This window comes from Streptomyces sp. NPDC054783, from assembly GCF_053611725.1.
The window spans coordinates 89,978-109,699 of sequence record NZ_JBSHAY010000002.1 but is presented as its reverse complement, the minus strand read 5'-3'; the positions used below and the strand labels follow the sequence as shown (position 1 = coordinate 109,699).

Sequence of the window (19,722 nt, the reverse complement as noted above, 5' to 3'; positions counted from 1 at the left end):
CTGACGAAGCACGCCCCACTCTGGACTGACATATACGACAAGGGGCCCTGATGGCCACAACCACCAAACCGCCGACAGTCGTAGCCGGCGACGAACTCCGCGGCCGGTTCCGCGACCTGCTCGCCGCCGAAAGGATCAAACTGTTCTCGCAGCGCTCGACCTACGTCCTGCTGGCACTCGCTCCGCTGATCACCGTCTGCGGCGAGTGGTTCACCTGCTCGGGTGTCCACCTTGTCGGCGCGTCGGCGCACGCCGCTTACGATCCGCTGAGAGGTTCCTTCAACTCCGGCACGTGGGGCTTCCTCATGGCAGGCGCCAGCATGCTCGGTGTCCTGGCGATGAGCAGCGAGTACTCCAGTGGACTGATCCGCACGACCTTCCTCGCCGTCCCGAACCGCCTGCGTGTCGTACTCGCCAAGGCGGTCGTCCTCGCGAGCGTCACGTGCGTCGTCGGCCTCATCACCGCGATCGCTTCGTTCATCACCGCCCAGACGATCCTGTCCGGCGACCAACTAGGCATCTCGATCAGTCAGCCCGGTGTCCTGCAAGGCTTCGTGGCATCCACCGCAATCCTGCCGGTATGCGCGGTCATCGGCATGGCCATCGGCACACTCATCCGAACCGCCGCGGCCGCCCTGTTCACAGCCGTCCTGGGCCCGGTCCTGCTAGGCGCCGTACCTTCCGGAAGCAACCAGTTGACGGCCGCCCTGAGTAACTCGGCACCCCAGAACGCGTGGAACACCCTGACCAGCCTCAGCACCGAGTGGGACAACGTCGGTCCCTTCCCTCCCACGGCACTCCAGTCCTGGACCGCACTCGCCTTCTGGCCGCTCCTCACGCTTCTCGCCGCCCTCATCGTGGTGCGCCGCCGTGACGTCTGACCGGTCCATGCGGCTGATCGTGCCCCCAGGACCGGTGAGACGGTGCCGATCAGCTGGATCAGCAGTCCGCACACAGTCCGCAAGACACCCGCTCAAGACCGTCGCACCCCATCGCCACCAATCGCCAAAGGGCCAGGTCAGCGCCCCACAGGAAACTTTCCCGCAGGTCACCGACCTGGCCCGTTACTAGGAGACCAAGAAGGCCTGAGGCTTTCTCCCCCGGTTTGAAAGGGGCCCGGTCGGTTTCTCCGGCCGGGCCCCTGCCTGTTGTCGGCATGGCCGGATGGTGGACCGGCGCTTGGTCCGTCGTCGCGTATGGCCGAAGATGCTGCGGGTCAGCGGCGCCGGAGCGTGGCGCGGCCGGAAACAGGGGAGACGGACTTGAGCACGGGTACGGGGAAGCGGCTCGGCGAAGAGATTTTGATCGTCGGGGCCGGTGTGGTGGGGGCGTCGGTCGCCTGGCACCTCACTCGGCTGGGGCATGAGCGGGTGACCGTGCTGGATGCCCGGGAGCGTGCGGCGCTGACCGGATCCACCGGGCTCGCACCCGGGTTCGTCGGACAGCTCAGCGCCACCCCGGAGCTGACGGTGCTGGCCAAGGACAGCGTCGGCACCTACCTCGCGCTCTCGGCGACCGCGCCCGCGCCGGTGTTCTGGCAGGTCGGCTGTCTGGAGGTGGCCACCACGGCCGCGCGGCTGGAGCAGGCCCACCGGGACGTCGAGCAGGGCGGGCGGGCCGGGATCGAGGCGCGGGTGGTCGATGCCGCCGAGACCGTCGCCCTGGCCCCCGCACTGGTCGACCCCGACCGTGCCCTGGGCGGGCTGTACATGCCCTCCGACGGTGCCGCCGATCCGGCCGCGATCACCCATGCCCTGGTCGAGGCCGCGGAGAAGGGCGGAGCGCGGTTCCGGTTCGGCACGCCCGTGCGCGCGCTGGAGACGCAGGACGGGCGAGTCGTGGGCGTGCGGGCCGGTGCCGACGGCGAGCCGGTGCGGGCAGGAAGGGTCGTCCTGGCCACCGGGATCTGGGGGCCCGTGCTGGCGGCCGGTGCCCGGGTCCGGTTGCCCATGGTGGATGTCCAGCATCCTTACCAGTTCACCGCGGAGCTGCCCGGGCTCGACGACACCCCCATCGACGCGCCGATCGTCCGCTACCCCGACCACACCGTCTACACCCGCCGCCACGGCCGTCGCTACGGGCTGGGAAGCTACGCCCACGCGCCGCTCCCGCTGGACCCGTCGGCCGCGCTCGCCTCCGCCGAACTCCCCTTCCGTGAGACCGACTTCGGCGCCGCCCTCCGCGAAGCCGCCGCCCTCGTGCCGGCCTTCCGGTCGGCACCCCTGGGGCGGCGGCTCAACGGCGTCTTCGCGCTGACCCCGGACGAACTCCCGCTGGTCGGCCCGACCGGGGTGGACGGCCTGTGGTGCGCCGAGGCCTCCTGGGTCACCCACGCGGGCGGCGTCGGCCGCCAACTCGCGAACATGCTCCTGGAGACCGGCGACCTGCTCGTGGAGCCCGAGCGGCTCGATCCCTGTCGGTTCGCCTCCTGGAGCGACCAGAAGGTCCGCGACACCGCGCTCGGCCACTATCGGGGCATCTACGACGCACACTGACGCGCCTTCGGAAACCGGAGCGCGGCGCTACACCGCCAGCCACACCGCCTGGTCCGGGCCCAGCAAGCCGTCCACGACGGGTTCGCCGGCCAGCAGGATCGCGGTGTGGGCGGGCAGCGGGTAAGGCTCGGTGGAGAGGTTGACCACGCACACGAAGCCTGGGTCGCGGCGGAAGGCGAGGACTCCCGCCGGGGCGTCCAGCCAGGTGAGAGTGCCGTCGCCGAGGGCGGGGTGCTCGCGGCGCCGGCGCAGGGCGGTGCGGTAGAGCTCCAGCATGGAGGTCGCGTCGCCGCTCTGCGCCTCGACGGTGCGCGCGGCCCAGTCCGCCGGCTGCGGCAGCCAGGGCGCGGCGCAGGCGTCCTCGGGACTGAAACCGTACGGTGCCGTCCGCCCGGACCAGGGGATCGGCACCCGGCAGCCGTCGCGGCCGCGGTCGGTGTGGCCGGAGCGTTCCCAGACGGGGTCCTGGAGGACGGAGTCGGGGAGGTCCTCGACCTCGGGCAGGCCGAGTTCCTCGCCCTGGTAGACGTAGGCGCCGCCGGGCAGGGCGAGCATCAGCAGGGCGGCCGCACGGGCGCGTCGGGTGCCCAGTTCGAGGTCGAGGGGGCCTTCGGGTTCGTAGCGCTCGTTGGCCACCCAGCGCCGGGCCGCCTTGCGGCCGTACCGGCTGGCGTGGCGCATGACGTCGTGGTTGGAGAGCACCCAGGTGGCGGGCGCGCCGACCGCGCCGAGCATGGCGAGGGAGTCGTCGATGACCGCGCGCAGGTCCTTCGGGTCCCAACGGGACATCAGGAAGTCGAAGTTGAACGCGGTGTGCAGGCCGTCCGCGCGGACGTAGGCGGCCAGCCGCTCGGGGGTGTCCGCCCAGGCCTCGGCGACGAAGCACCGGTCGCCGGGGAACTCGTCGGCCACCTTGCGCCAGGCGCGGTAGATCTCGTGGACCTCGTCGCGGTCCCAGTGGGGGTGGTCGAGGTGCTGCCGGCGCCGGCCGACCCCGGCCGGAGGCGGTGGCAGGTCGGGCAGTTCGGGGTGCTTGATCAGGCCGTGCGCCACGTCGATGCGGAAGCCGTCCACGCCCCGGGCGAACCAGAACCGCAGGACCGACTCGAACTCGGCCCGCACCTCGGGGTGTTGCCAGTTCAGGTCGGGCTGCTGGGGGGCGAAGAGGTGCAGGTACCACTCCCCGTCGGGCAGCCTGGTCCAGGCCGGGCCGCCGAAGGAGGAGACCCAGTCGTTGGGCGGCAGGGCACCGTCGGGGCCGCGGCCGGGTCGGAAGACATAGCGCTCGCGCTCCGGGCTGCCCGGTCCGGCCTCGAGCGCCGCCTGGAACCAGGCGTGCCGGTCGGAGGTGTGGTTGGGCACCATGTCGGGGATGATGCGGATCCCGTGCCGGTGGGCCTCCTCTATGAGCTGCTCGGCCTCGGCCACGGTGCCGAACAGCGGGTCGATGGCGCGGTAGTCGGCCACGTCGTAACCGTGGTCCGCCATGGGCGACTTGTACCACGGGTTGATCCACAGGGCGTCGACGCCCAGCGACTTCAGGTACGGCAGGCGGGAGCGGATGCCGGCGATGTCGCCGATGCCGTCACCGTTCCCGTCGGCGAAGCTGCGGATGTAGACCTGGTAGATGACGGCGCTGCGCCACCAGGGTGCGGTACCGGGCATGCTGTTCCTTCACGGTGGGAGGGTCTACTTCGCGGCACCGGCCGTCAGGCCGGCGACGATGCGGCGCTGGAAGAGCAGCACCATGACCACCAGCGGGATCGTGACGAGGACGCCCGCGGCCATCTGGCTGCCGAACGGCGTCTCGTACGTCGTGGCGCCGGTGAACTTGGAGATGGCGACCGGTGCGGTCTGCATGTCCGGCCGGTTGGTCATCGACAGGGCGATGAGGAACTCGTTCCAGGCTGCGATGAACGTGATGATCGCGGTGGTGAAGATGCCGGGCGCGGCGAGCGGGACGATGACCTTGCGGAAGGCCTGGCCCCGGGTACAGCCGTCGACCATGGCGGCGTGCTCCAGCTCGTCCGGCATCTGCCGGAAGAACGTGGTCAGGTTCCACACCGCCAGCGGCAGCGCGAAGGACATGCTCGGCACGATCATGGCCTGGTAGGTGTTGATCCAGCCGATGTCCGTGAACAGCTTCAGCAGCGGGACCACGATCGACACCACCGGGAACATCGAGGTGGCGATGATGAGGGTCAGGATCAGCCGCTTGAAACGGAACTCCAGCCTCGCCATCGCGTAGGCGGTGAACGTGGCCAGCAACAGCGCCAGCACGGTGGTGATGCCGGCGACGACGAGGCTGTTGAGCAGCGCCCGCGTGAACCCCTGGGAGGCGCCGAACAGCGACCGGTAGTTCTCGAACGACACCGGGGACGGGACGAGCGAGGTGTCGAAGATGTCGGAGGTGCGGCGCAGGCTGGAGACCAGCATCCAGTAGAACGGCGCCAGGCAGTAGGCCACCACCGCGGCGACCCCCGCGTACAGCAGCCGGCCGCGCCGTTTCGCCGTGGTCCCCCTGGGCGTCATGGCTGTCATACCGTCACCTCCGCGCGGCGCGCGAACCAGAGCCCGGTCCTCTTGCGGCGGCCGCCCCCGGCGCCGCCGACCAGATCGGCGCCCAGCAGCCGTACGAAGGCGAGCGCGACGAGGAAGACGTAGAGGAAGAGCAGGACGGCGTAGGCGGAGGCCGGGCCGAAGCGGACGTTGGACGCCTCGTTCTGGGCCAGCATGGACAGCGTCTCCACGGAGTTCTTCTGCGCGCCGATCAGGATGTACGGCAGGTCGAACATCCGCAGTGCGTCCATGCAGCGGAACAGCATCGCCACCAGCAGCGCCGGCTTCACCAGGGGCAGCGTGATGTGCCAGAACCGGCGCAGCGCGCTCGCGCCGTCGATGCGGGCCGCCTCGTAGACCTCGTTCGGGATGACCTGCAGTCCGGCCAGGACCAGCAGCCCGATGAACGGGGCGGTCTTCCACACCTCGGCGACGATGACCGCGACCTTGGCGTGGAAGCCCTCGGTGGTCCACAGGATCTGGTGGCCGATCAGGGCGTTGGCGATGCCGTCGCTGTTGAAGATCCACCGCCACAGCAGGGCGGAGATGGCCGTGGGCACCGCCCAGGGGACGAGGATGCCCGCCCGGACCAGGGCCCGGCCGCTGAACGCCCGGTGCATGATCAGGGCCATGGCCACGCCGATCACCGTCTCCAGCCCGACGGTGACGACGGTGAAGAAGGTGGTGTTCCAGAAGGCGTTCCAGAACCGGTCCCCGGCGGCGCCGAAGATGTCGGCGTAGTTCTTCAGCCCGACGAACGGCTCGGTGCTGCGGATGAAGCCGGTCTTCGGGTCGAGGCCCTTCGGCCCGTACAACGACTCCCGCAGTGCCATGACCGTCGGGTAGAGCACGACGATCGTCAGCACCAGGAGCGTCGGGGAGACCAGCAGGGCCGCCATCCGCCCCGAGCCGGCCGTGGCGCGGGACCGGGTGCGCAGGCCCCTCACCGGTGTACGGGACGTGCGGCGGGCCTCGGCTGCGGCGGTTCCGGTCGGGATCTCGACGTCGGTCATGGCCCCGCTCCTCACTGCGCCGTGGACTTCTGCAGCTCCCGCTGCAGGTCCTTCAGCGCCTGTGCGCTGCTCTTGGTGCCGGTCAGCGCCGCGTACGCCTCCTGCTGGACGGCCGAGGTCACATCGCCGTAGCTCACCACCCGCGGGCGCGGTACGGCGCGCAGGATCGACTGCTTGAGGACCGGGAGGTACGGGTACTGCCGGGCCAGTGACGTGTCGTCGTACAGGCCGGTGTACGGCGGGGCGAGGGAGGCCTTCTCCAGGAAGGTCCGCGCGGTGTCCTCGCCGCTGAAGAACTTCATGAAGTCCAGTGCCGTCGCCTTGTTCTTCGCGAAGGACGACAGGGCCAGGTTGTGGCCGCCCAGGCTGGAGGAGCCGGGACCGTTCAGGCCGGGCAGCGGCGCGACGGCGTACTTGCCGGCCAGCTTGCTCTTGCCGGCGAGCGCGTACATGTACGGCCAGTTGCGAAGGAAGACCAGCTTGCCGGCCTGGAACGCCTGGCGGCCGTCCTCCTCCTGGTAGGTGATGGCCTCCTTGGGGATCGTCCCGTCCCGGAAGGAGCCGGCGAGGAAGTCGAGTCCCTTCTTCGCCGCGGGGGTGTCCACATCGGGCCTGCCGTCGGCGTCGGTCACGACACCGCCCGCGGAGTTCACGGCCTCGGAGAAGTTCACCGTGAGGCCCTCGTACTTCTGGAACTGCCCGGCGTAGCAGGACATGCCCCTGGCCGCGGGCAGCTTCCTCACCTTGGCGCAGTCGGCCTTCAACTCGGCCCAGGTGGCCGGGGGTTGGGTGACGCCGGCCTGCTTCAGCAGGTCGGTGCGGTAGTACAGCAGGCCGCCGTCCGAGCTGGCCGGGGCCGCATACAGTCCGCCGCGGTACCTCGCCGTCTCCACCACCGGCTTCAGCATCTTCCCCAGCGGGAACCGCTGTTCGGGCAGCCGGTCGATCCACTGGTGCGCGGCGAACTCCGACGTCCACACGGCGTCCAGGGAGAGCACCGTATAGGCGTCGGACTTCGTCTCCGCGTTCTGGATCATCTGCTGGCGCTGCGCGTCCGCGTCCGTCGGCAGCTGGATGAAGGTGACCTTCTCCTTCGGGTGCAGCTTGTTCCAGCGGTCGAGGACCGGCTGTACGGCGCCGGTGGTGTCCTTTCCGGCCACGTAGGTGATGGGACCGCGGCCGGTGAACGACGTGGTCCCGGACTGCCCGGCGGAGCCGCCGTCGTCGGACGAGCCGCAGGCGGCTAGGAGGAGTCCGGCGGCGGCGAGCGCGGCCGAGCACCGAAGGGCTCTGGCTGTTCTGGTCTTCACTGTCTGTCTCTCCTGGTCGTGCGGAACCGAAGGCGACTCTGTTGTGAGACTGCGTTGTCAAAGCAACTTCTTGATCAAACACACAGGTCAAAGCGGCTGCAGCGAGCGTCCGAGGAACGGCTTTGACCCGGTCGAGACAACGCTTGCACGCTAGGAGCGGGGTAAGCGGAAGTCAATGCGTTACTTCTGGGTAATGAGAGGAAGGCGGGGCATCAGAGTCGTGAAAGCGCTGTCACACCAGGGCGGGACGCGGGGTTTCCTGTGCTACCGTCCGGCACATGCCACCAGCTCAGCGACACCCCACGATGGCTGACGTCGCCGAACGGGCCGGGGTATCCGCCTCCACCGTCTCGCGGACCCTGCGCGGCCTGAGCACCGTCTCGCCGGAGGTGCGCGCCCGCGTCGAACAGGCCGCCCGCGAACTGAACTTCGCCGTCTCGCGTCAGGCCGCAAGCCTTGTCACGGGGAAGACGGGCACCGTGGCCGTGCTCGTCCCCACACTCAACGCCTGGTTCATGGGCGCGGCCCTCTCCAGCCTGGGCCCGCTGCTGCGGGCGGCGGGCATGGAGCTGACCGTCTATGTGGTCCCCGATCTCGCCGAGCGCACCTCGTTCTTCGACCGGCTGCCCGCCCGCCGGAACGCCGACGCGCTGCTCGTCTTCTCCTTCGACCTCACCGAGGAGGAGACCGACCGACTGGACAACCTCGGCATGCCGGTCATCTACGTCAGCCAGCACGTCGACGGCCGCCCCAGCGTGTACGTCGACGACGTGGCCGGCGCCCTGCACGGCACCCGGCACCTGCTCAACCTCGGCCACCGCCGGATCGCCTTCATCAAGACGGTGGGCGCGAGCGGCTTCTCCTTCAGCTCCAACGAGCGGCTGCTCGGCTACCAGCAGGCGCTCACCGAAGCGGGCAGCACGCTCGACGACGACCTGGTGGCCGCCCTGCCGGTCGGCGACAAACGCGCCACCACCGAAGCGCTCGGCAGGCTGCTGAGCCTCCGCGAGCCGCCCACCGCCGTCTTCGCCGAACAGGACGAGGTCGCCGTCGCCGTCATCCGGACGCTGCGCCGGACCCGGATCGAGGTACCCGAGCAGATGTCCGTCCTGGGCTTCGACGACCAGCCGGTGGCCGACTGGTTCGACCTGTCCACCATCGCCCAGTCACCCTCGGACATCGGACGCGAGGCCGGCCGGCTGGCCCTGAAGCTGATCAACGACTCCGAGTCGGACCACAAGCAGCACATCGTGCTGCCCACCCATCTGATCCCGCGGGCCACCACCGCACCCCTTCTCCAAAGCGAGCGGGAGACCGACGGCGGGTCTTCGCGCGCCTGAGGCCGCGAGCGCCGCAGACGCGCGAGGCTCCGAACACCACGGCAAAAAGGGCCCGGTCGGTTTCCCCTCGACCGGGCCCCTGCTGTTGCTTGCGTGGCTGTTACTCGCGTGGCCGTTGCTTGCGTGTCCGTCAGTGGAACTGCGGCACGATCAGATAGATCCCGTACGCCACCACCGCCGCGCAGGCGAGGAAGCACAGGGCGGCCTGGAGCCGACCCACGGTGGCGGCTGCGGAGCGGCCGGCTTCGGCGCCGTCGGTTTCTGCGCCGTCGGCTTCGGCGCGGGACAGGCCCAGGACGCCGAAGGTGAAGACGACGACCACGGCGACCGTGACACCGAGGCTGACCGCGGCGACCTTGCCGAGGGCGGACCAGTCGACATGCATGGGGGCTCCCGGAGGTTCAGGCGGCCGTGCCGACGTTCGTCGGGGCCGGGGTGCGGAGGGTGACCTCGTGGTGGTCGTTGACGTTGCCGGCGCGCACCGGATTGCGGCGGGACGCGGCGACGATGACGACGGCGAGGGCCAGGGCGACCAGGGCGATGACCGCCGTACCGAGATTGCCGCCGTGCTTGACCACGCTCGCCGCGAGGCCGCCGACCAGCGCGGCGGCGGGCAGGGTGATCAGCCAGGCCAGCACCATACGACCGGCCACGCCCCAGCGGACCTCGGCGAGCCGGCGGCCGAGACCGGCGCCGAGGATGCTGCCGGAGGCCACCTGCGTGGTGGACAGCGCGAAACCGAGGTGGGCGGAGGTGAGGATCACCGTCGTGGAGGCCGTCTCGGCGGCGAAGCCCTGCGGCGACTGGATCTCTGTCAGGCCCTTGCCCATGGTGCGGATGATCCGCCAGCCGCCCAGGTAGGTGCCGAGGCCGATGGCGAGGCCGGCCGCGCCGATCACCCACACCGGCGGGCCGGCGTCGTGGCCGAGCGCGCCCGCCGAGATCAGGGTCAGCGTGATGACGCCCATGGTCTTCTGCGCGTCGTTGGTGCCGTGAGCGAGGGAGACCAGGGAGGCGGAGGCGATCTGGCCGAGGCGGAATCCCTTGGTCACCGAGTCCTGTCGGGCGCGGGCGGAGAGCTTGTAGGCGAGGTAGGTGGCGAGCAGGGCAGCCAGTCCGGCCACCACCGGGGAGACCACGGCCGGGATCAGCACCTTGTCGACGACCTTGTCGAAGTGCACGCCGTGGGAGCCCGCGCCGACCCAGACCGCGCCGATCAGCCCGCCGAAGAGGGCGTGGGAGGAACTGGAGGGCAGTCCGGCCAGCCAGGTCACCAGGTTCCACAGGATCGCACCGACCAGCCCCGCGAAGATCATCGCTGGGCTGACCAGGGTGTCGTCCACGATCCCGCCGGAGATCGTCTTGGCCACCTCGGTGGACAGAAAGGCCCCGACGATGTTGAGGATCCCGCTGACCAGAACCGCGACGCGCGGCTTGAGCGCGCCGGTGGCGATGGAGGTCGCCATCGCGTTCGCGGTGTCGTGGAACCCGTTCGTGAAGTCGAACGCCAGTGCCGTGACGATGACGACCGCCACGAGGAACGTGATGTGGTCCATTCCCCAAGGCAAGCAAGGGCGGGCCAATGCGCGGAGAACTGAAGGCGAACGGCGTGTCGAATATGGGGAAGCCTGTTGTGCGGTCCTGTGCGAAACCGTTGCATCTCCCGGTGTTCTCCCGGTGTCAGTGCCCTGTGCCAAGCTGTGGACGTGACCCTGGAGGACCTCAGACGGCTGCGGCGCGTACGGGACCGCATGGACCGTGAGTACGCCGAGCCGCTCGACATGACCGAGCTGGCCAGGGGCGCCCACATGTCGCCGGGGCACTTCCAGCGCAGCTTCCGCAAGGCCTTCGGCGAGACGCCGTACAGCTATCTCATGACCCGCAGGATCGAGCGGGCCAAGGCGCTGCTGCGCCGGGGCGACCTCACCGTGACCGAGGTGTGCCTCGCCGTGGGCTGTACCTCGCTCGGCTCCTTCAGCTCCCGCTTCACCGAGCTGGTCGGGGAGACGCCGAGCGCGTACCGGGCCCGCGACCACGAGGAGAGCGCGGTGATCCCGTCCTGCGTGGCCCGCACGTTCACCCGCCCTCGCCGCAGACCGTACTGAGCCGCTCGCGCTGTCCTCCGCCGGCCGCTCCTGCGAGACCGGCCCCCGACGTCCCCTTCCACACCACCGGCCTCACGACCCGACCCGCACCACCGCCGCTCAGCGCCGCCCGCACCACCGCCCTCAACGCTTCGGCGTCGCCCGCATCGCCTCGGCCCGGCCCGCACCACCGCGCTCAGCGCCTCCGCTCCGCCCCGCTGCCCACGCCGACCCGCACGCATGGCTGACCTCAGCCTCCCCACGCCCCCGCGGTCACGGCCCTCACCGCCCCGTTCGCCCCGCCCCGGGCCATCACCCTCAACCTCTTCGCACCGCCCGCGCCATCGCCCGCAGCGCCGCACCGCCGCCCTCACCGACCCTTTCGCACCCACAACTCCCACCGGCCGCCCGTGCCGTCGGCCTTCCTCCCTCCCCCGGTGCCCGGCGGCCTTGTCGGCTCGCGCGCGGCTGCGCCCGGATGGGCCTAGCGTGAGCCCATGGACGTGAAACTCAAGCAGTGCTTCATCGCGGTCGACGACCATGACAAGGCGCTCGCCTTCTACCGTGACGTGCTCGGCCTGGAGGTCCGCAACGACGTGGGCTTCGAGGGCATGCGCTGGGTGACGCTGGGCTCGCCGCTGCAGCCGGACGTCGAGATCGTGCTGGAGCCGCCCGGCGCGAACCCGGACGCCTCGCCCGCCGACCGGCAGGCGCTCGCCGAGCTGCTCGCCAAGGGCATGCTCAGGGGTGTCATCTTCACGACCGAGGACTGCGACGCCCTGTACGAGCGGGTGCGTGAGTCCGGCGCCGATGTGCTGCAGGAGCCGACGGACCAGCCGTACGGGGTGCGCGACTGCGCCTTCCGGGACCCGGCGGGCAACCAACTGCGCTTCCTCCAGCGGTCCGCGGGGTGACCGGCCTGCCGCCCCACCAGCGTGAATTTCCCGGCTCCGACGGGGAGTTCACGCCTACACTCCCCACGTGATCATTCGCTGGACGTACGCCTTCGCCGACCGGCCCGCCGCCCGGCTGCCCGAGGCGCGCGCCTTCTGGACGGCCGTCACCGGCACCCGGTCGTCCCCGCCCCGTGGTGAGCGGGGCGAGTTCATGACCCTGCTGCCCGAGGGCGCGGCCGGTACGGACGCGTGCGTGAAGCTCCAGGGCGTCACCGAGGGCTGCGGCGGCGCCCACCTCGACCTCTGTGCCGAGGACGTACGGGAGCTGACCTCGGCGGCCCTGGAACTCGGTGCGGAGCTGGTGGCGGACCACGGCGGCTGGGCCGTCCTGCGCTCCCCGGCGGGCCAGTTGTTCTGTGCCGTGCCCTGGCACGGGGAGACGGTACGGCCGCCGGTGGTGGCCGGCAGCAGGCTCGACCAGGTGTGCCTCGACATCCCGCCGTCGGCGTACGCCGCCGAGTCCGCGTTCTGGGCCGGGCTCACCGGCTGGCAGCGGCTCACGGGATCGCGGCCCGAGTTCGAGGTGCTGAGGCCGCCGGCGGGGCTGCCCGTCCGGATCCTGCTCCAGCGACTCGACGACGAACGCCCCGCCTCCGCCCATCTCGACCTCGCCTGCGCGGACATCGCCGCCGTCCGCGCCCGGCACGAGAAGCACGGCGCCGCCTCGGTGAACGAGGGTCCGCACTGGACCGTGATGCGCGATCCGGCGGGCGGCGTCTACTGCCTGACCGGCCGCGACCCTGAGACGGGCGGTCTGCCGGGCGGCGGTCGGCGAGCCGTCGTCGCGTAGAGGCACACGACCCGGTGTGCCGGCCACGGCCACGGCGAGCGCCCGGACCGTCACCGCCCACAGCCACCGGCGGCTAGGCGTTCCGTTCCCCCTGCCCGGTCACCCCCAGGGCTCGACGTCCACCACGGCGTCGGCCGGCACCGGCCCGTACACGTGCGGGAACTCCTCCCCGCCGGGCTCCATGGCCTCGTACTTCACCGGCGCGCCGACCAGGGCAGGGTCCACGACCAGCACTACCAGCTCGTCCGGGCCGTCGTAGTCGCCGTAGAGGAACTCGGCGATGCGCGGGAGCTGTTCGCGGGTGGAGAAGTGGATGAAGCCCTCCTCCTGGAGGGTGCGGCCACGGGTCGACACCTCATAGGTGCCGCGCTCGCGCGCCGCCTCCCACAGGGAGCGCTCGGTGATGTGGACGATGTTCGGAAGTTTCGGCATGCGGCCACGCTACGGTCCCGGCCCGGCCGCGCGCGTCGCCCCGTCCGGCACCGGCGCCGTCTTCGGCGCCGATGTCCTGTCCGGCACCGATGTCGTCCGTCCGGCGCCGGTGTCGTCGGCGCCGTCCATGAGGGGCCGGATCACCACGGGGTAGTCGATCAGGCCCTCCGGGCCGGGGCAGCGGGTCACGCGTTCGGCTATCTCGGTGACCCGGTCCAGGCTCGCGCAGTCCACCACCCAGTAACCGGCCATCAGCGCCTCGGTCTCGCCGTACGGGTCGTCGGTGATCACGGTCTCGCCGTCCTTGCCGCGCGCGACCAGCCGGGTGCGGGCGGGTTCGGCCAGGCCTTGGGCCTCCACGAGTTCGCCGGACTCGGCGAGGCCGTCGCTGATGGCGCCCATGTACAGGTACATGGCCTTGAGCTGCACCTCGGTCCAGGCCGGGGCGTGCCGGGTGGACTTGCCGGCCATCGCGTCGTACTCCGCCTGCGTGCCCTGCACCATCACCAGGTACCTCACTGGTCCGCTCCCTCGGCTCAAGACCTCCTCGGCACGGCTCAGGATTTCTCGGCCTCGGATTCACCGGGGCGCGGCTGCTCGGTCCCCTCGGCCGGAGCCGCCGGCTCGGCAGGCTCCCCGTAGGCCGGGCAGTCGGGGTTGCGGCAGGGGCCGGGGCCCCACACCGGTACCCAGGCGCCCAGCGTCTTGCGCCGTCCGACGACCGTCTCGACGGGCTGTCCGCAGACGGGACAGACGTGGTCCTCGCTGGCCATGTCCTCAGGGTAGGGCGGGCGGGGGGCCGGCGCTTCCTGCGGTACGGAGCGTGACGGCGATCGCCCCCACGGCTCGTCACGCGCCTGCGCAGGCTCGGAGAAGCAGCGGGCCCCGCGCACCGTGGGGATACGCGGGGGCCGCCAGGCCGGAGCCCCGAAAACCGTGCGGGGTCAGGAGCCGCACCGCCCCGGGGCCCCGGGTTCCTCTCGGCTGCCGGGGCCGGCAGACCTCAGCTCCTGCGCCGGGTCACGAACTCGGCAAGCGCCAGCAGACCACCCGCCGCCTCGGGGACGGGGACGGCGCGGGACAGCTCCTGCACGGCGCGGGCCATCCGGTCGGCCGCCTCGGCCTGCGCCCAGTCCCGGCCGCCGGCCCGCTCCACGGCCAGCGCCGTACGCGCGATGCCCTCCTCGTCACCGGAGACGTACGGCTTCCCGTACAGCTCGGCGAGTTCTGCCGCGGCCTCGGTTCCGGAGGACAGGGCCGCCACCACGGGCAGCGACTTCTTGCGGGCGGCGAGATCGGCACCGGCCGGCTTCCCGGTGCGCCGTGGGTCACCCCATATCCCGATGACGTCGTCGATCAGCTGGAAGGCGAGCCCGGCCTGGCGGCCGAAGCCGTCCAGCGCCGACACCTCCTCCTGGCCGGCGCCCGCGTACAGCGCCCCCAGGGCGCAGGCGCAGCCCAGCAGCGCGCCGGTCTTCGCCTCGGCCATGGCGAGCACCTCGTCGAGGGTGACCTCGTCCGGGGCGCGGCGCTCCATGTCCGTGTCGGTGTGCTGGCCGGCGCACAGCTCCACGACACAGTCCGCGAGCCGGACCGCGGCCGGACCGGCGGCCGGGTGCGGATCCTCGGCGAGCAGCCGCAGGGCCAGCGCCTGGAGGGCGTCACCGGCGAGGATCGCGTCGGCGTCGCCGAACACGGTCCAGGCCGTGGGCCGGTGCCGGCGGGAGGTGTCCCGGTCCATCACGTCGTCGTGCAACAGCGTGAAGTTGTGGACCAGTTCGACCGCGACAGCCGCCCGGACCGCCGCCGTACGGGCCGCCGTGCCGCCGAGGGCCGCGGCCGCCGCCAGGACGAGCGCGGGCCGTATCGCCTTGCCGGCGTTGCCGGTTGCCGGGGTGCCGTCCGCGTGCTGCCAGCCGAAGTGGTGGAGCGCGACCCGGCGCATGGGGGCGGGCAGCGACTCCAGGGCCGCCCGCAGCTCCGGGTCGACGACGGCCCGGGTGCGCTCCAGCAGCGCCGCCGCCTCATGCTGGTCGAGCTGCCCCTCGGGATGTTCCTCGGGAGGTCCTTCGCGAAGTTCCTCGGCATGTTTTTCGGGTTGTCCCTCGGCATGCCCGTCGAGCGGACCGGAACCGCTGTCGCCGGTCCTCCCCCGCCGTTCCCCCGTCGTGCCGGGGTGCGGCACGGCGGGGGGACGCTGTTCGGTCTCCGTCATGAACTCGGCCATGTCTCCCCCTCGCCAGGTCCGCGGACACCGGCGTCGCCGGCCCGGCCGGACGCATATTCCGAGGGTCTACCCTCCCCGGAGGGCGGGGACACGGCCGCGAAGTGCGGAAACGTCACCTCCACCGGCCGATCTCGACGTTCTCCAGCACGCCGAGCGCGTCGGGCACCAGGACGGCGGCCGAGTAGTAGGCCGTCACCAGGTACTTGATGATGGCCTGTTCGTTGATGCCCATGAACCGCACGGACAGGCTCGGCTCGATCTCGTCCGGGATGCCCGACTGCCGCAGGCCGATGACACCCTGGTCCTGCTCACCCGTGCGCATCGCGATGATCGACGTCGTGCGCTCCGGGGTGACCGGGATCTTGGCGCACGGGTAGATCGGCACTCCGCGCCAGGTCGGGATGCGGTTGCCGCCGATCTCGACGGTCTCCGGGACCAGTCCGCGCTTGTTCAGCTCGCGCCCGAACGCGGCGATCGCGCGCGGGTGGGCCAGGAACAGCTTGGTGCTGCGCCGGCGGCTGAGCAGCTCGTCCATGTCGTCCGGTCCGGGCACGCCGTCGTGCGGCTGGATCCGCTGGTCGTACTCGCAGTTGTTGAGCAGACCGAAGTCGCGGTTGTTGATCAGCTCGTGCTCCTGACGCTCCTTGAGCGCCTCGACCGTGAGCCGCAGCTGCTGCTCGGTCTGGTTCATCGGCTGGTTGTAGAGGTCGGCCACGCGCGTGTGGATGCGCAGCACGGTCTGGGCGATGCTCAGCTCGTACTCACGGGGCCGCGCCTCGTAGTCCACGAAGGTGTGCGGGATGTCGGGCTCGCCGGAGTGGCCGGCCGCCAGCTCGACCTCCTTCTCGCCGTACTTGTTGGTCCGCTGCTCCGGCAGCGAGCGCAGCTGCTCGAGGTGGTCGCGCAGGCTGTCCGAGCGCTCGGCGACCTGCTGGAAGTCCTGACGGCTGAGGATCAGCACGGTGGTCGCGGTGTCGGCGCGGACGGTGTACTCCCAGATGGCGTCCGGGTCCAGCAGCGCCTGGTCGCCGAAGTAGGCGCCGTCGGCGAGGACGCCGAGGACGGCGTCGTCGCCGTAGGGGCCGGAGCCGATCTTCTCGACCCTGCCGTGCGCCAGCAGGTAGACCTCGCCCGTCTGGTTGCCGAAGTCGGCGATCACCTCGCCCGGCGCGAAGTCGCGCTGGCGGCAGCGCCGGGCGAGTTCCGTCAGCACCTCCTCGTCCTCGTACGAGCGCAGGGCCGGCAGCTCGCCGAGTTCGGCCGGGATGACCTCGACCTGGTCCCCGGTCTTCACGAAGGTGATGCGGCCGTCGCCGACGGAGTACGTCAGCCGCCTGTTCACGCGGTATGTACCGCCCTGTACGTCGACCCACGGGAGTGTGCGCAGCAGCCAGCGGGAGCTGATCTCCTGCATCTGAGGAACGGACTTGGTGGTGGTGGCCAGGTTCCGCGCGGCCGCGGTCCCGAGGGACTGCTGCGGCTTGCCCTGTTCCGTGCGGACCTCTTCGCCTACCGACATAGAGAATTGCCTCCCAGGTATGCCCGGCACCGAATCGCAGGGGGCGCCGGTCTCGGCACCGAGCCTTCCATCACGGTGCGTGGTCACACCATTACCCGAAAGAGCGGGAATGGATCATCGGACTACTGGGCACAAAGAGGGATCTCGACGAGGGATCCCGTGCAGTGCCTCTGCTGCCGGCGGCCGGCGTCGGTGCACCGGACGGCACGGTCCACCTGGCCGGCTACGGGCGCGCCGACCACGCCCGGCTCGGCGACGAGGACGTGGCATGCCGGGCCCGGAGGCCGGGAACCCCGTTGCGGGGCCAAGAAGACGGTAATGGGGGTCGGGGATGGGGTGGCTACGGGATCGGGTGGCGGAGCGGTTGAAGGGCCAGTGCCGTGGGAGTGTGGACCGGCTCCGGGTGCGCGTGCGTCGTGGCCGGTCGCACGGTTCCCGCCCCCACCCGGGCGACAATGAAGCAGTGACCAGCCGGACCGCCCTCACCTCCCGACTCCCCTCCCCCCTCCAAGAGGTCGGGGACGAGCGGTTCGAAAAGCACGGACTCCGGCTCCTCCTCAAGCGCGACGACCTGATCCACCCCGACCTCGTGGGCAACAAGTGGCGCAAGCTGGTGCCGAACATCGAGGCGGCGGCGGGGCGGCCGCTGGTGACCTTCGGCGGGGCCTACTCCAACCACCTGCGGGCCACCGCCGCCGCGGGCCGCATCCTCGGGCTGCCGACCACCGGCGTGGTCCGCGGCGACGAGCTGGCCGACCGCCCGCTCAACCCCTCCCTGGCCCGGTGCGCGGCGGACGGCATGCGGCTGCACTTCGTCGACAGATCGACGTACCGGCAGAAGAACGAGCCGGAGACGCTGGGCGCCGTCCTGCGCGCGGCCGGCGCCGAGGAGGCGTACGTCGTGCCCGAGGGCGGCAGCAACAGCGCGGCCGTACGCGGCTGCCGGGCCCTCGGCCAGGAGCTGCGCGGCCACGCCGACGTCGTCGCGGTAGCCTGCGGCACCGGCGGCACGCTCGCCGGGCTGGCCGCTGGTCTGGCCCCGGGGCAGCGGGCGCTCGGCGTGCCGGTCCTCAGGGGCGGCTTCCTGGAAGACGGCATACAGGCACTGCAGGAACGTGCCTTCGGCGGCCGTACCGGCTCCTGGTCCCTCGACGAGCGTTTCCACTTCGGCGGTTACGCCCGTACGACACCCGAACTGCACGCGTTCGCCGAGGACTTCGAGGACCGCCACGGGCTGCCCGTAGAACGTCTCTATGTCGCCAAGCTGCTCTACGGACTTGTCGCCCTCGCGGCAGAGGGCGCCTTCACGCGCGGCACGGCGATCGCGGCCGTCGTCACCGGGCGGCCCTTCCCGTAGGGCTAACTCGCCTCCCGGTAGGCCGCCGCCTCCTCCAGGTCCAGGCGTCTGAGCAGCGCGCGCAGCATCTCGTCGTCGATGTAGCGGTGGTCGCGGAGCCTGACGAAGACCTCGCGTTCGGCGCTGATCATCTCGCGGGAGAGACGCCGGTAGGTGTCGTCCACCGATTCGCCGGTGACGGGGTTGGTCTGGCCGAGGCGTTCCCAGACGGCGTTGCGGCGGCGTTCCAGGACCGTGCGCAGGCGGTCGGCGAGCGGTGGTGGCAGGGCGTTGCGGTCGTCGGCGAGGAGGTCGTCGAGGCGGCTCTCGGCGGCGCGGGAGGCCTGGGCCTGGGCGTTGGCCTCGGCGAGGGTCTCGGCCTGCGGGTCGCGGCCGGGGAACCTCATCAGGCGGATCAGCGGCGCGAGGGTCAGACCCTGCACCACGAGGGTGCCGATGACCGTGCTGAAGGTCAGGAAGAGGATCAGGTTCCGCTGCGGGAAGGGGGCGCCGCCGTGCACCTTGAGCGGGATCGAGAAGGCGATGGCCAGGGACACCACACCGCGCATGGCGGCCCACGACGTGACGATCGGCGCCCGCCAGGTCGGGTTGTCCTCGCGTTCGCGGATGCGCCGGAAGAGCAGGCGGGGCACGAAGGTGGCCGGGTACACCCAGACGAAGCGGGCCGCGACGACCACGAGGAAGACCGCGATCGCGTACCAGGCCGCGTCGGCCCCGTGGTACGCGGCCAGCCCCTTGAGGACGGTGGGCAGCTGCAGGCCGATCAGCGCGAAGACCGCCGATTCCAGCAAGAAGGCGACCATCCGCCAGACCGCGTCCTCCTGGAGCCGGGTGGCGAAGTCGACCTCCCACGCGTGGTGCCCGAGATAGACCGCGACCACGACGACCGCGAGGACGCCGGAGCCGTGGAACTGCTCGGCGACGCCGTAGGCGACGAACGGGATCAGCAGGGAGAGGGTGTTCTGGAGAAGGGCCTCCGTCAGGTGTGTGCGCAGCCAGTGGATCGGCACCATGAGCACCAGTCCGACGACGACCCCGCCGATGGCGGCCCGCAGGAACTCCCCGAACCCGCCCGCCCAGGTCGCGCCCGCGCCGACGGCCGCGGCGAGGGCCACCTTGTAGGCGGTGATCGCGGTGGCGTCGTTGAGCAGGGACTCGCCCTGGAGGATGGTGGTGATCCTGGAGGGCAGGCCGACCCGGCGCGCGATCGCCGCGGCCGCGACCGCGTCCGTCGGCGCGACCACCGCGCCCAGCACCAGCGCCGCGGGCAGCGGCAGCCCCGGTACGACGAGATAGGCGACCCAGCCGACGGCGAAGGTCGCGAAGAGCACGTATCCGATCGACAGCAGCCCCACGGGCCGCATCTGGGCGCGCAGATCGAGGTACGAGCTCTCGGTGCCCTCCTTGTACAGGAGCGGGGGCAGCACCAGGGGCAGGACGATCTCCGGGTCCAGGGTGTAGTGCGGGATGCCCGGGACGTACGAGACCGCGAGGCCCACGGCGACCAGCAGCAGCGGCGCCGGCACCGGAGTGCGCCGCGCGGCCCCCGCGATCCCCGCGCTGCCCGCCACCAGCAACAGCAGCGGCATCACATCCATGATCCTCGCCCACCCTCGTTTTCCGCGCGGCCACCCGCACGA

Annotated in this window: 18 protein-coding genes and 1 pseudogene; 7 read left to right on the top strand and 12 right to left on the bottom strand. The window is 71.3% G+C overall.

From position 1 onward, the window contains the following. Positions 1-50: 50 nt before the first annotated feature. Both ACWGJ5_RS04815 and ACWGJ5_RS04810 read left to right on the top strand, forming a co-directional pair. Entirely contained in the window at positions 51-881 is an 831-nt protein-coding gene (locus tag ACWGJ5_RS04815) for a hypothetical protein (protein WP_453308361.1), read from the top strand. A gap of 381 nt (positions 882-1,262) precedes the next feature. Further along, positions 1,263-2,495 carry an NAD(P)/FAD-dependent oxidoreductase gene (locus ACWGJ5_RS04810; RefSeq protein ID WP_453308360.1) on the top strand — a complete coding sequence of 411 codons (1,233 nt, stop codon included), beginning with the start codon at positions 1,263-1,265 and terminating at the stop codon, positions 2,493-2,495. A gap of 27 nt (positions 2,496-2,522) precedes the next feature. Here the strand turns inward: ACWGJ5_RS04810 and ACWGJ5_RS04805 are convergent, their stop codons facing one another. From ACWGJ5_RS04805 to ACWGJ5_RS04790, 4 genes are read right to left on the bottom strand one after another with little or no spacing between them, the layout of a single operon-like run. Continuing rightward, positions 2,523-4,160 (bottom strand): glycoside hydrolase family 13 protein, encoded by a 1,638-nt coding sequence (locus ACWGJ5_RS04805; protein WP_453308359.1) that lies wholly within the window; start codon positions 4,158-4,160, stop codon positions 2,523-2,525. Between the two features lie 24 nt (positions 4,161-4,184). Beyond that, positions 4,185-5,036 carry a carbohydrate ABC transporter permease gene (locus tag ACWGJ5_RS04800; protein WP_453308358.1) on the bottom strand — a complete coding sequence of 284 codons (852 nt, stop codon included), beginning with the start codon at positions 5,034-5,036 and terminating at the stop codon, positions 4,185-4,187. After that, positions 5,033-6,067 (bottom strand): carbohydrate ABC transporter permease, encoded by a 1,035-nt coding sequence (locus ACWGJ5_RS04795; protein ID WP_453308357.1) that lies wholly within the window; start codon positions 6,065-6,067, stop codon positions 5,033-5,035. The genes ACWGJ5_RS04800 and ACWGJ5_RS04795 overlap by 4 nt, the downstream gene beginning before the upstream one ends. Before the next feature lie 11 nt (positions 6,068-6,078). Continuing rightward, the gene (locus tag ACWGJ5_RS04790; protein ID WP_453308356.1) at positions 6,079-7,377 is read right to left on the bottom strand and encodes an ABC transporter substrate-binding protein; all 1,299 of its coding nucleotides are present in this window, start codon (positions 7,375-7,377) and stop codon (positions 6,079-6,081) included. Positions 7,378-7,682: 305 nt separating this feature from the next. Here ACWGJ5_RS04790 and ACWGJ5_RS04785 point away from each other — a divergent pair, with 305 nt between their 5' ends. Next, on the top strand, positions 7,683-8,717 hold the full coding sequence (locus ACWGJ5_RS04785) for a LacI family DNA-binding transcriptional regulator (protein ID WP_453308717.1): 1,035 nt from the start codon (positions 7,683-7,685) through the stop codon (positions 8,715-8,717). Positions 8,718-8,847: 130 nt separating this feature from the next. On the opposite strand, the gene ACWGJ5_RS04780 is transcribed toward ACWGJ5_RS04785, so the two are convergent. Continuing rightward, positions 8,848-9,102 (bottom strand): hypothetical protein, encoded by a 255-nt coding sequence (locus tag ACWGJ5_RS04780; RefSeq protein WP_453308355.1) that lies wholly within the window; start codon positions 9,100-9,102, stop codon positions 8,848-8,850. A gap of 16 nt (positions 9,103-9,118) precedes the next feature. Further along, the gene (locus ACWGJ5_RS04775) at positions 9,119-10,273 is read right to left on the bottom strand and encodes an anion permease (RefSeq protein ID WP_453308354.1); all 1,155 of its coding nucleotides are present in this window, start codon (positions 10,271-10,273) and stop codon (positions 9,119-9,121) included. A 150-nt stretch (positions 10,274-10,423) separates the two neighbouring features. Between ACWGJ5_RS04775 and ACWGJ5_RS04770 the strand changes: the two genes are divergently transcribed. From ACWGJ5_RS04770 to ACWGJ5_RS04760, 3 genes are all read left to right on the top strand, one after another. Beyond that, complete coding sequence (locus tag ACWGJ5_RS04770; RefSeq protein WP_099055057.1) at positions 10,424-10,822, top strand: helix-turn-helix transcriptional regulator; 399 nt, start codon at positions 10,424-10,426, stop codon at positions 10,820-10,822. 476 nt (positions 10,823-11,298) lie between these two features. Beyond that, the gene (locus tag ACWGJ5_RS04765) at positions 11,299-11,715 is read left to right on the top strand and encodes a VOC family protein (protein WP_453308353.1); all 417 of its coding nucleotides are present in this window, start codon (positions 11,299-11,301) and stop codon (positions 11,713-11,715) included. A 67-nt stretch (positions 11,716-11,782) separates the two neighbouring features. After that, entirely contained in the window at positions 11,783-12,547 is a 765-nt protein-coding gene (locus ACWGJ5_RS04760; RefSeq protein WP_453308352.1) for a VOC family protein, read from the top strand. Positions 12,548-12,646: 99 nt separating this feature from the next. On the opposite strand, the gene ACWGJ5_RS04755 is transcribed toward ACWGJ5_RS04760, so the two are convergent. The 5 genes and pseudogenes from ACWGJ5_RS04755 to ACWGJ5_RS04735 form a co-directional block, all read right to left on the bottom strand. Further along, a complete protein-coding gene (locus ACWGJ5_RS04755) occupies positions 12,647-12,979 on the bottom strand; it encodes a DUF952 domain-containing protein (protein WP_453308351.1) in 333 nt (110 codons plus the stop codon). A 111-nt stretch (positions 12,980-13,090) separates the two neighbouring features. Then, positions 13,091-13,498, bottom strand: a pseudogene (locus ACWGJ5_RS04750) (YciI family protein); the annotation flags it as partial. Between the two features lie 38 nt (positions 13,499-13,536). Beyond that, positions 13,537-13,752: a hypothetical protein gene (locus ACWGJ5_RS04745; RefSeq protein WP_228623445.1), complete on the bottom strand. Its 216-nt coding sequence runs from the start codon at positions 13,750-13,752 to the stop codon at positions 13,537-13,539. A 230-nt stretch (positions 13,753-13,982) separates the two neighbouring features. Continuing rightward, positions 13,983-15,206, bottom strand: a complete 1,224-nt coding sequence (locus tag ACWGJ5_RS04740) for a family 2 encapsulin nanocompartment cargo protein polyprenyl transferase (protein WP_453308350.1) — start codon at positions 15,204-15,206, stop codon at positions 13,983-13,985. Between the two features lie 112 nt (positions 15,207-15,318). Then, entirely contained in the window at positions 15,319-16,725 is a 1,407-nt protein-coding gene (locus tag ACWGJ5_RS04735; protein WP_385313513.1) for a family 2B encapsulin nanocompartment shell protein, read from the bottom strand. Positions 16,726-17,188: 463 nt separating this feature from the next. Between ACWGJ5_RS04735 and ACWGJ5_RS04730 the strand changes: the two genes are divergently transcribed. Beyond that, positions 17,189-18,082 (top strand): 1-aminocyclopropane-1-carboxylate deaminase/D-cysteine desulfhydrase, encoded by an 894-nt coding sequence (locus ACWGJ5_RS04730; protein ID WP_453308349.1) that lies wholly within the window; start codon positions 17,189-17,191, stop codon positions 18,080-18,082. 2 nt (positions 18,083-18,084) lie between these two features. On the opposite strand, the gene ACWGJ5_RS04725 is transcribed toward ACWGJ5_RS04730, so the two are convergent. Continuing rightward, positions 18,085-19,680 (bottom strand): Na+/H+ antiporter, encoded by a 1,596-nt coding sequence (locus ACWGJ5_RS04725; RefSeq protein WP_453308348.1) that lies wholly within the window; start codon positions 19,678-19,680, stop codon positions 18,085-18,087. Positions 19,681-19,722: the final 42 nt, after the last annotated feature.

Coding starts and splice junctions, on each gene's coding strand:
- ACWGJ5_RS04815 (WP_453308361.1), top strand. CDS start 51: ATGGCCACAACCACCAAACCGCCGACAGTCGTAGCCGGCGACGAACTC.
- ACWGJ5_RS04805 (WP_453308359.1), bottom strand. CDS start 4,160: ATGCCCGGTACCGCACCCTGGTGGCGCAGCGCCGTCATCTACCAGGTC.
- ACWGJ5_RS04800 (WP_453308358.1), bottom strand. CDS start 5,036: ATGACAGCCATGACGCCCAGGGGGACCACGGCGAAACGGCGCGGCCGG.
- ACWGJ5_RS04795 (WP_453308357.1), bottom strand. CDS start 6,067: ATGACCGACGTCGAGATCCCGACCGGAACCGCCGCAGCCGAGGCCCGC.
- ACWGJ5_RS04785 (WP_453308717.1), top strand. CDS start 7,683: ATGGCTGACGTCGCCGAACGGGCCGGGGTATCCGCCTCCACCGTCTCG.
- ACWGJ5_RS04780 (WP_453308355.1), bottom strand. CDS start 9,102: ATGCATGTCGACTGGTCCGCCCTCGGCAAGGTCGCCGCGGTCAGCCTC.
- ACWGJ5_RS04775 (WP_453308354.1), bottom strand. CDS start 10,273: ATGGACCACATCACGTTCCTCGTGGCGGTCGTCATCGTCACGGCACTG.
- ACWGJ5_RS04765 (WP_453308353.1), top strand. CDS start 11,299: ATGGACGTGAAACTCAAGCAGTGCTTCATCGCGGTCGACGACCATGAC.
- ACWGJ5_RS04755 (WP_453308351.1), bottom strand. CDS start 12,979: ATGCCGAAACTTCCGAACATCGTCCACATCACCGAGCGCTCCCTGTGG.
- ACWGJ5_RS04745 (WP_228623445.1), bottom strand. CDS start 13,752: ATGGCCAGCGAGGACCACGTCTGTCCCGTCTGCGGACAGCCCGTCGAG.
- ACWGJ5_RS04740 (WP_453308350.1), bottom strand. CDS start 15,206: ATGGCCGAGTTCATGACGGAGACCGAACAGCGTCCCCCCGCCGTGCCG.
- ACWGJ5_RS04735 (WP_385313513.1), bottom strand. CDS start 16,725: ATGTCGGTAGGCGAAGAGGTCCGCACGGAACAGGGCAAGCCGCAGCAG.
- ACWGJ5_RS04725 (WP_453308348.1), bottom strand. CDS start 19,680: ATGGATGTGATGCCGCTGCTGTTGCTGGTGGCGGGCAGCGCGGGGATC.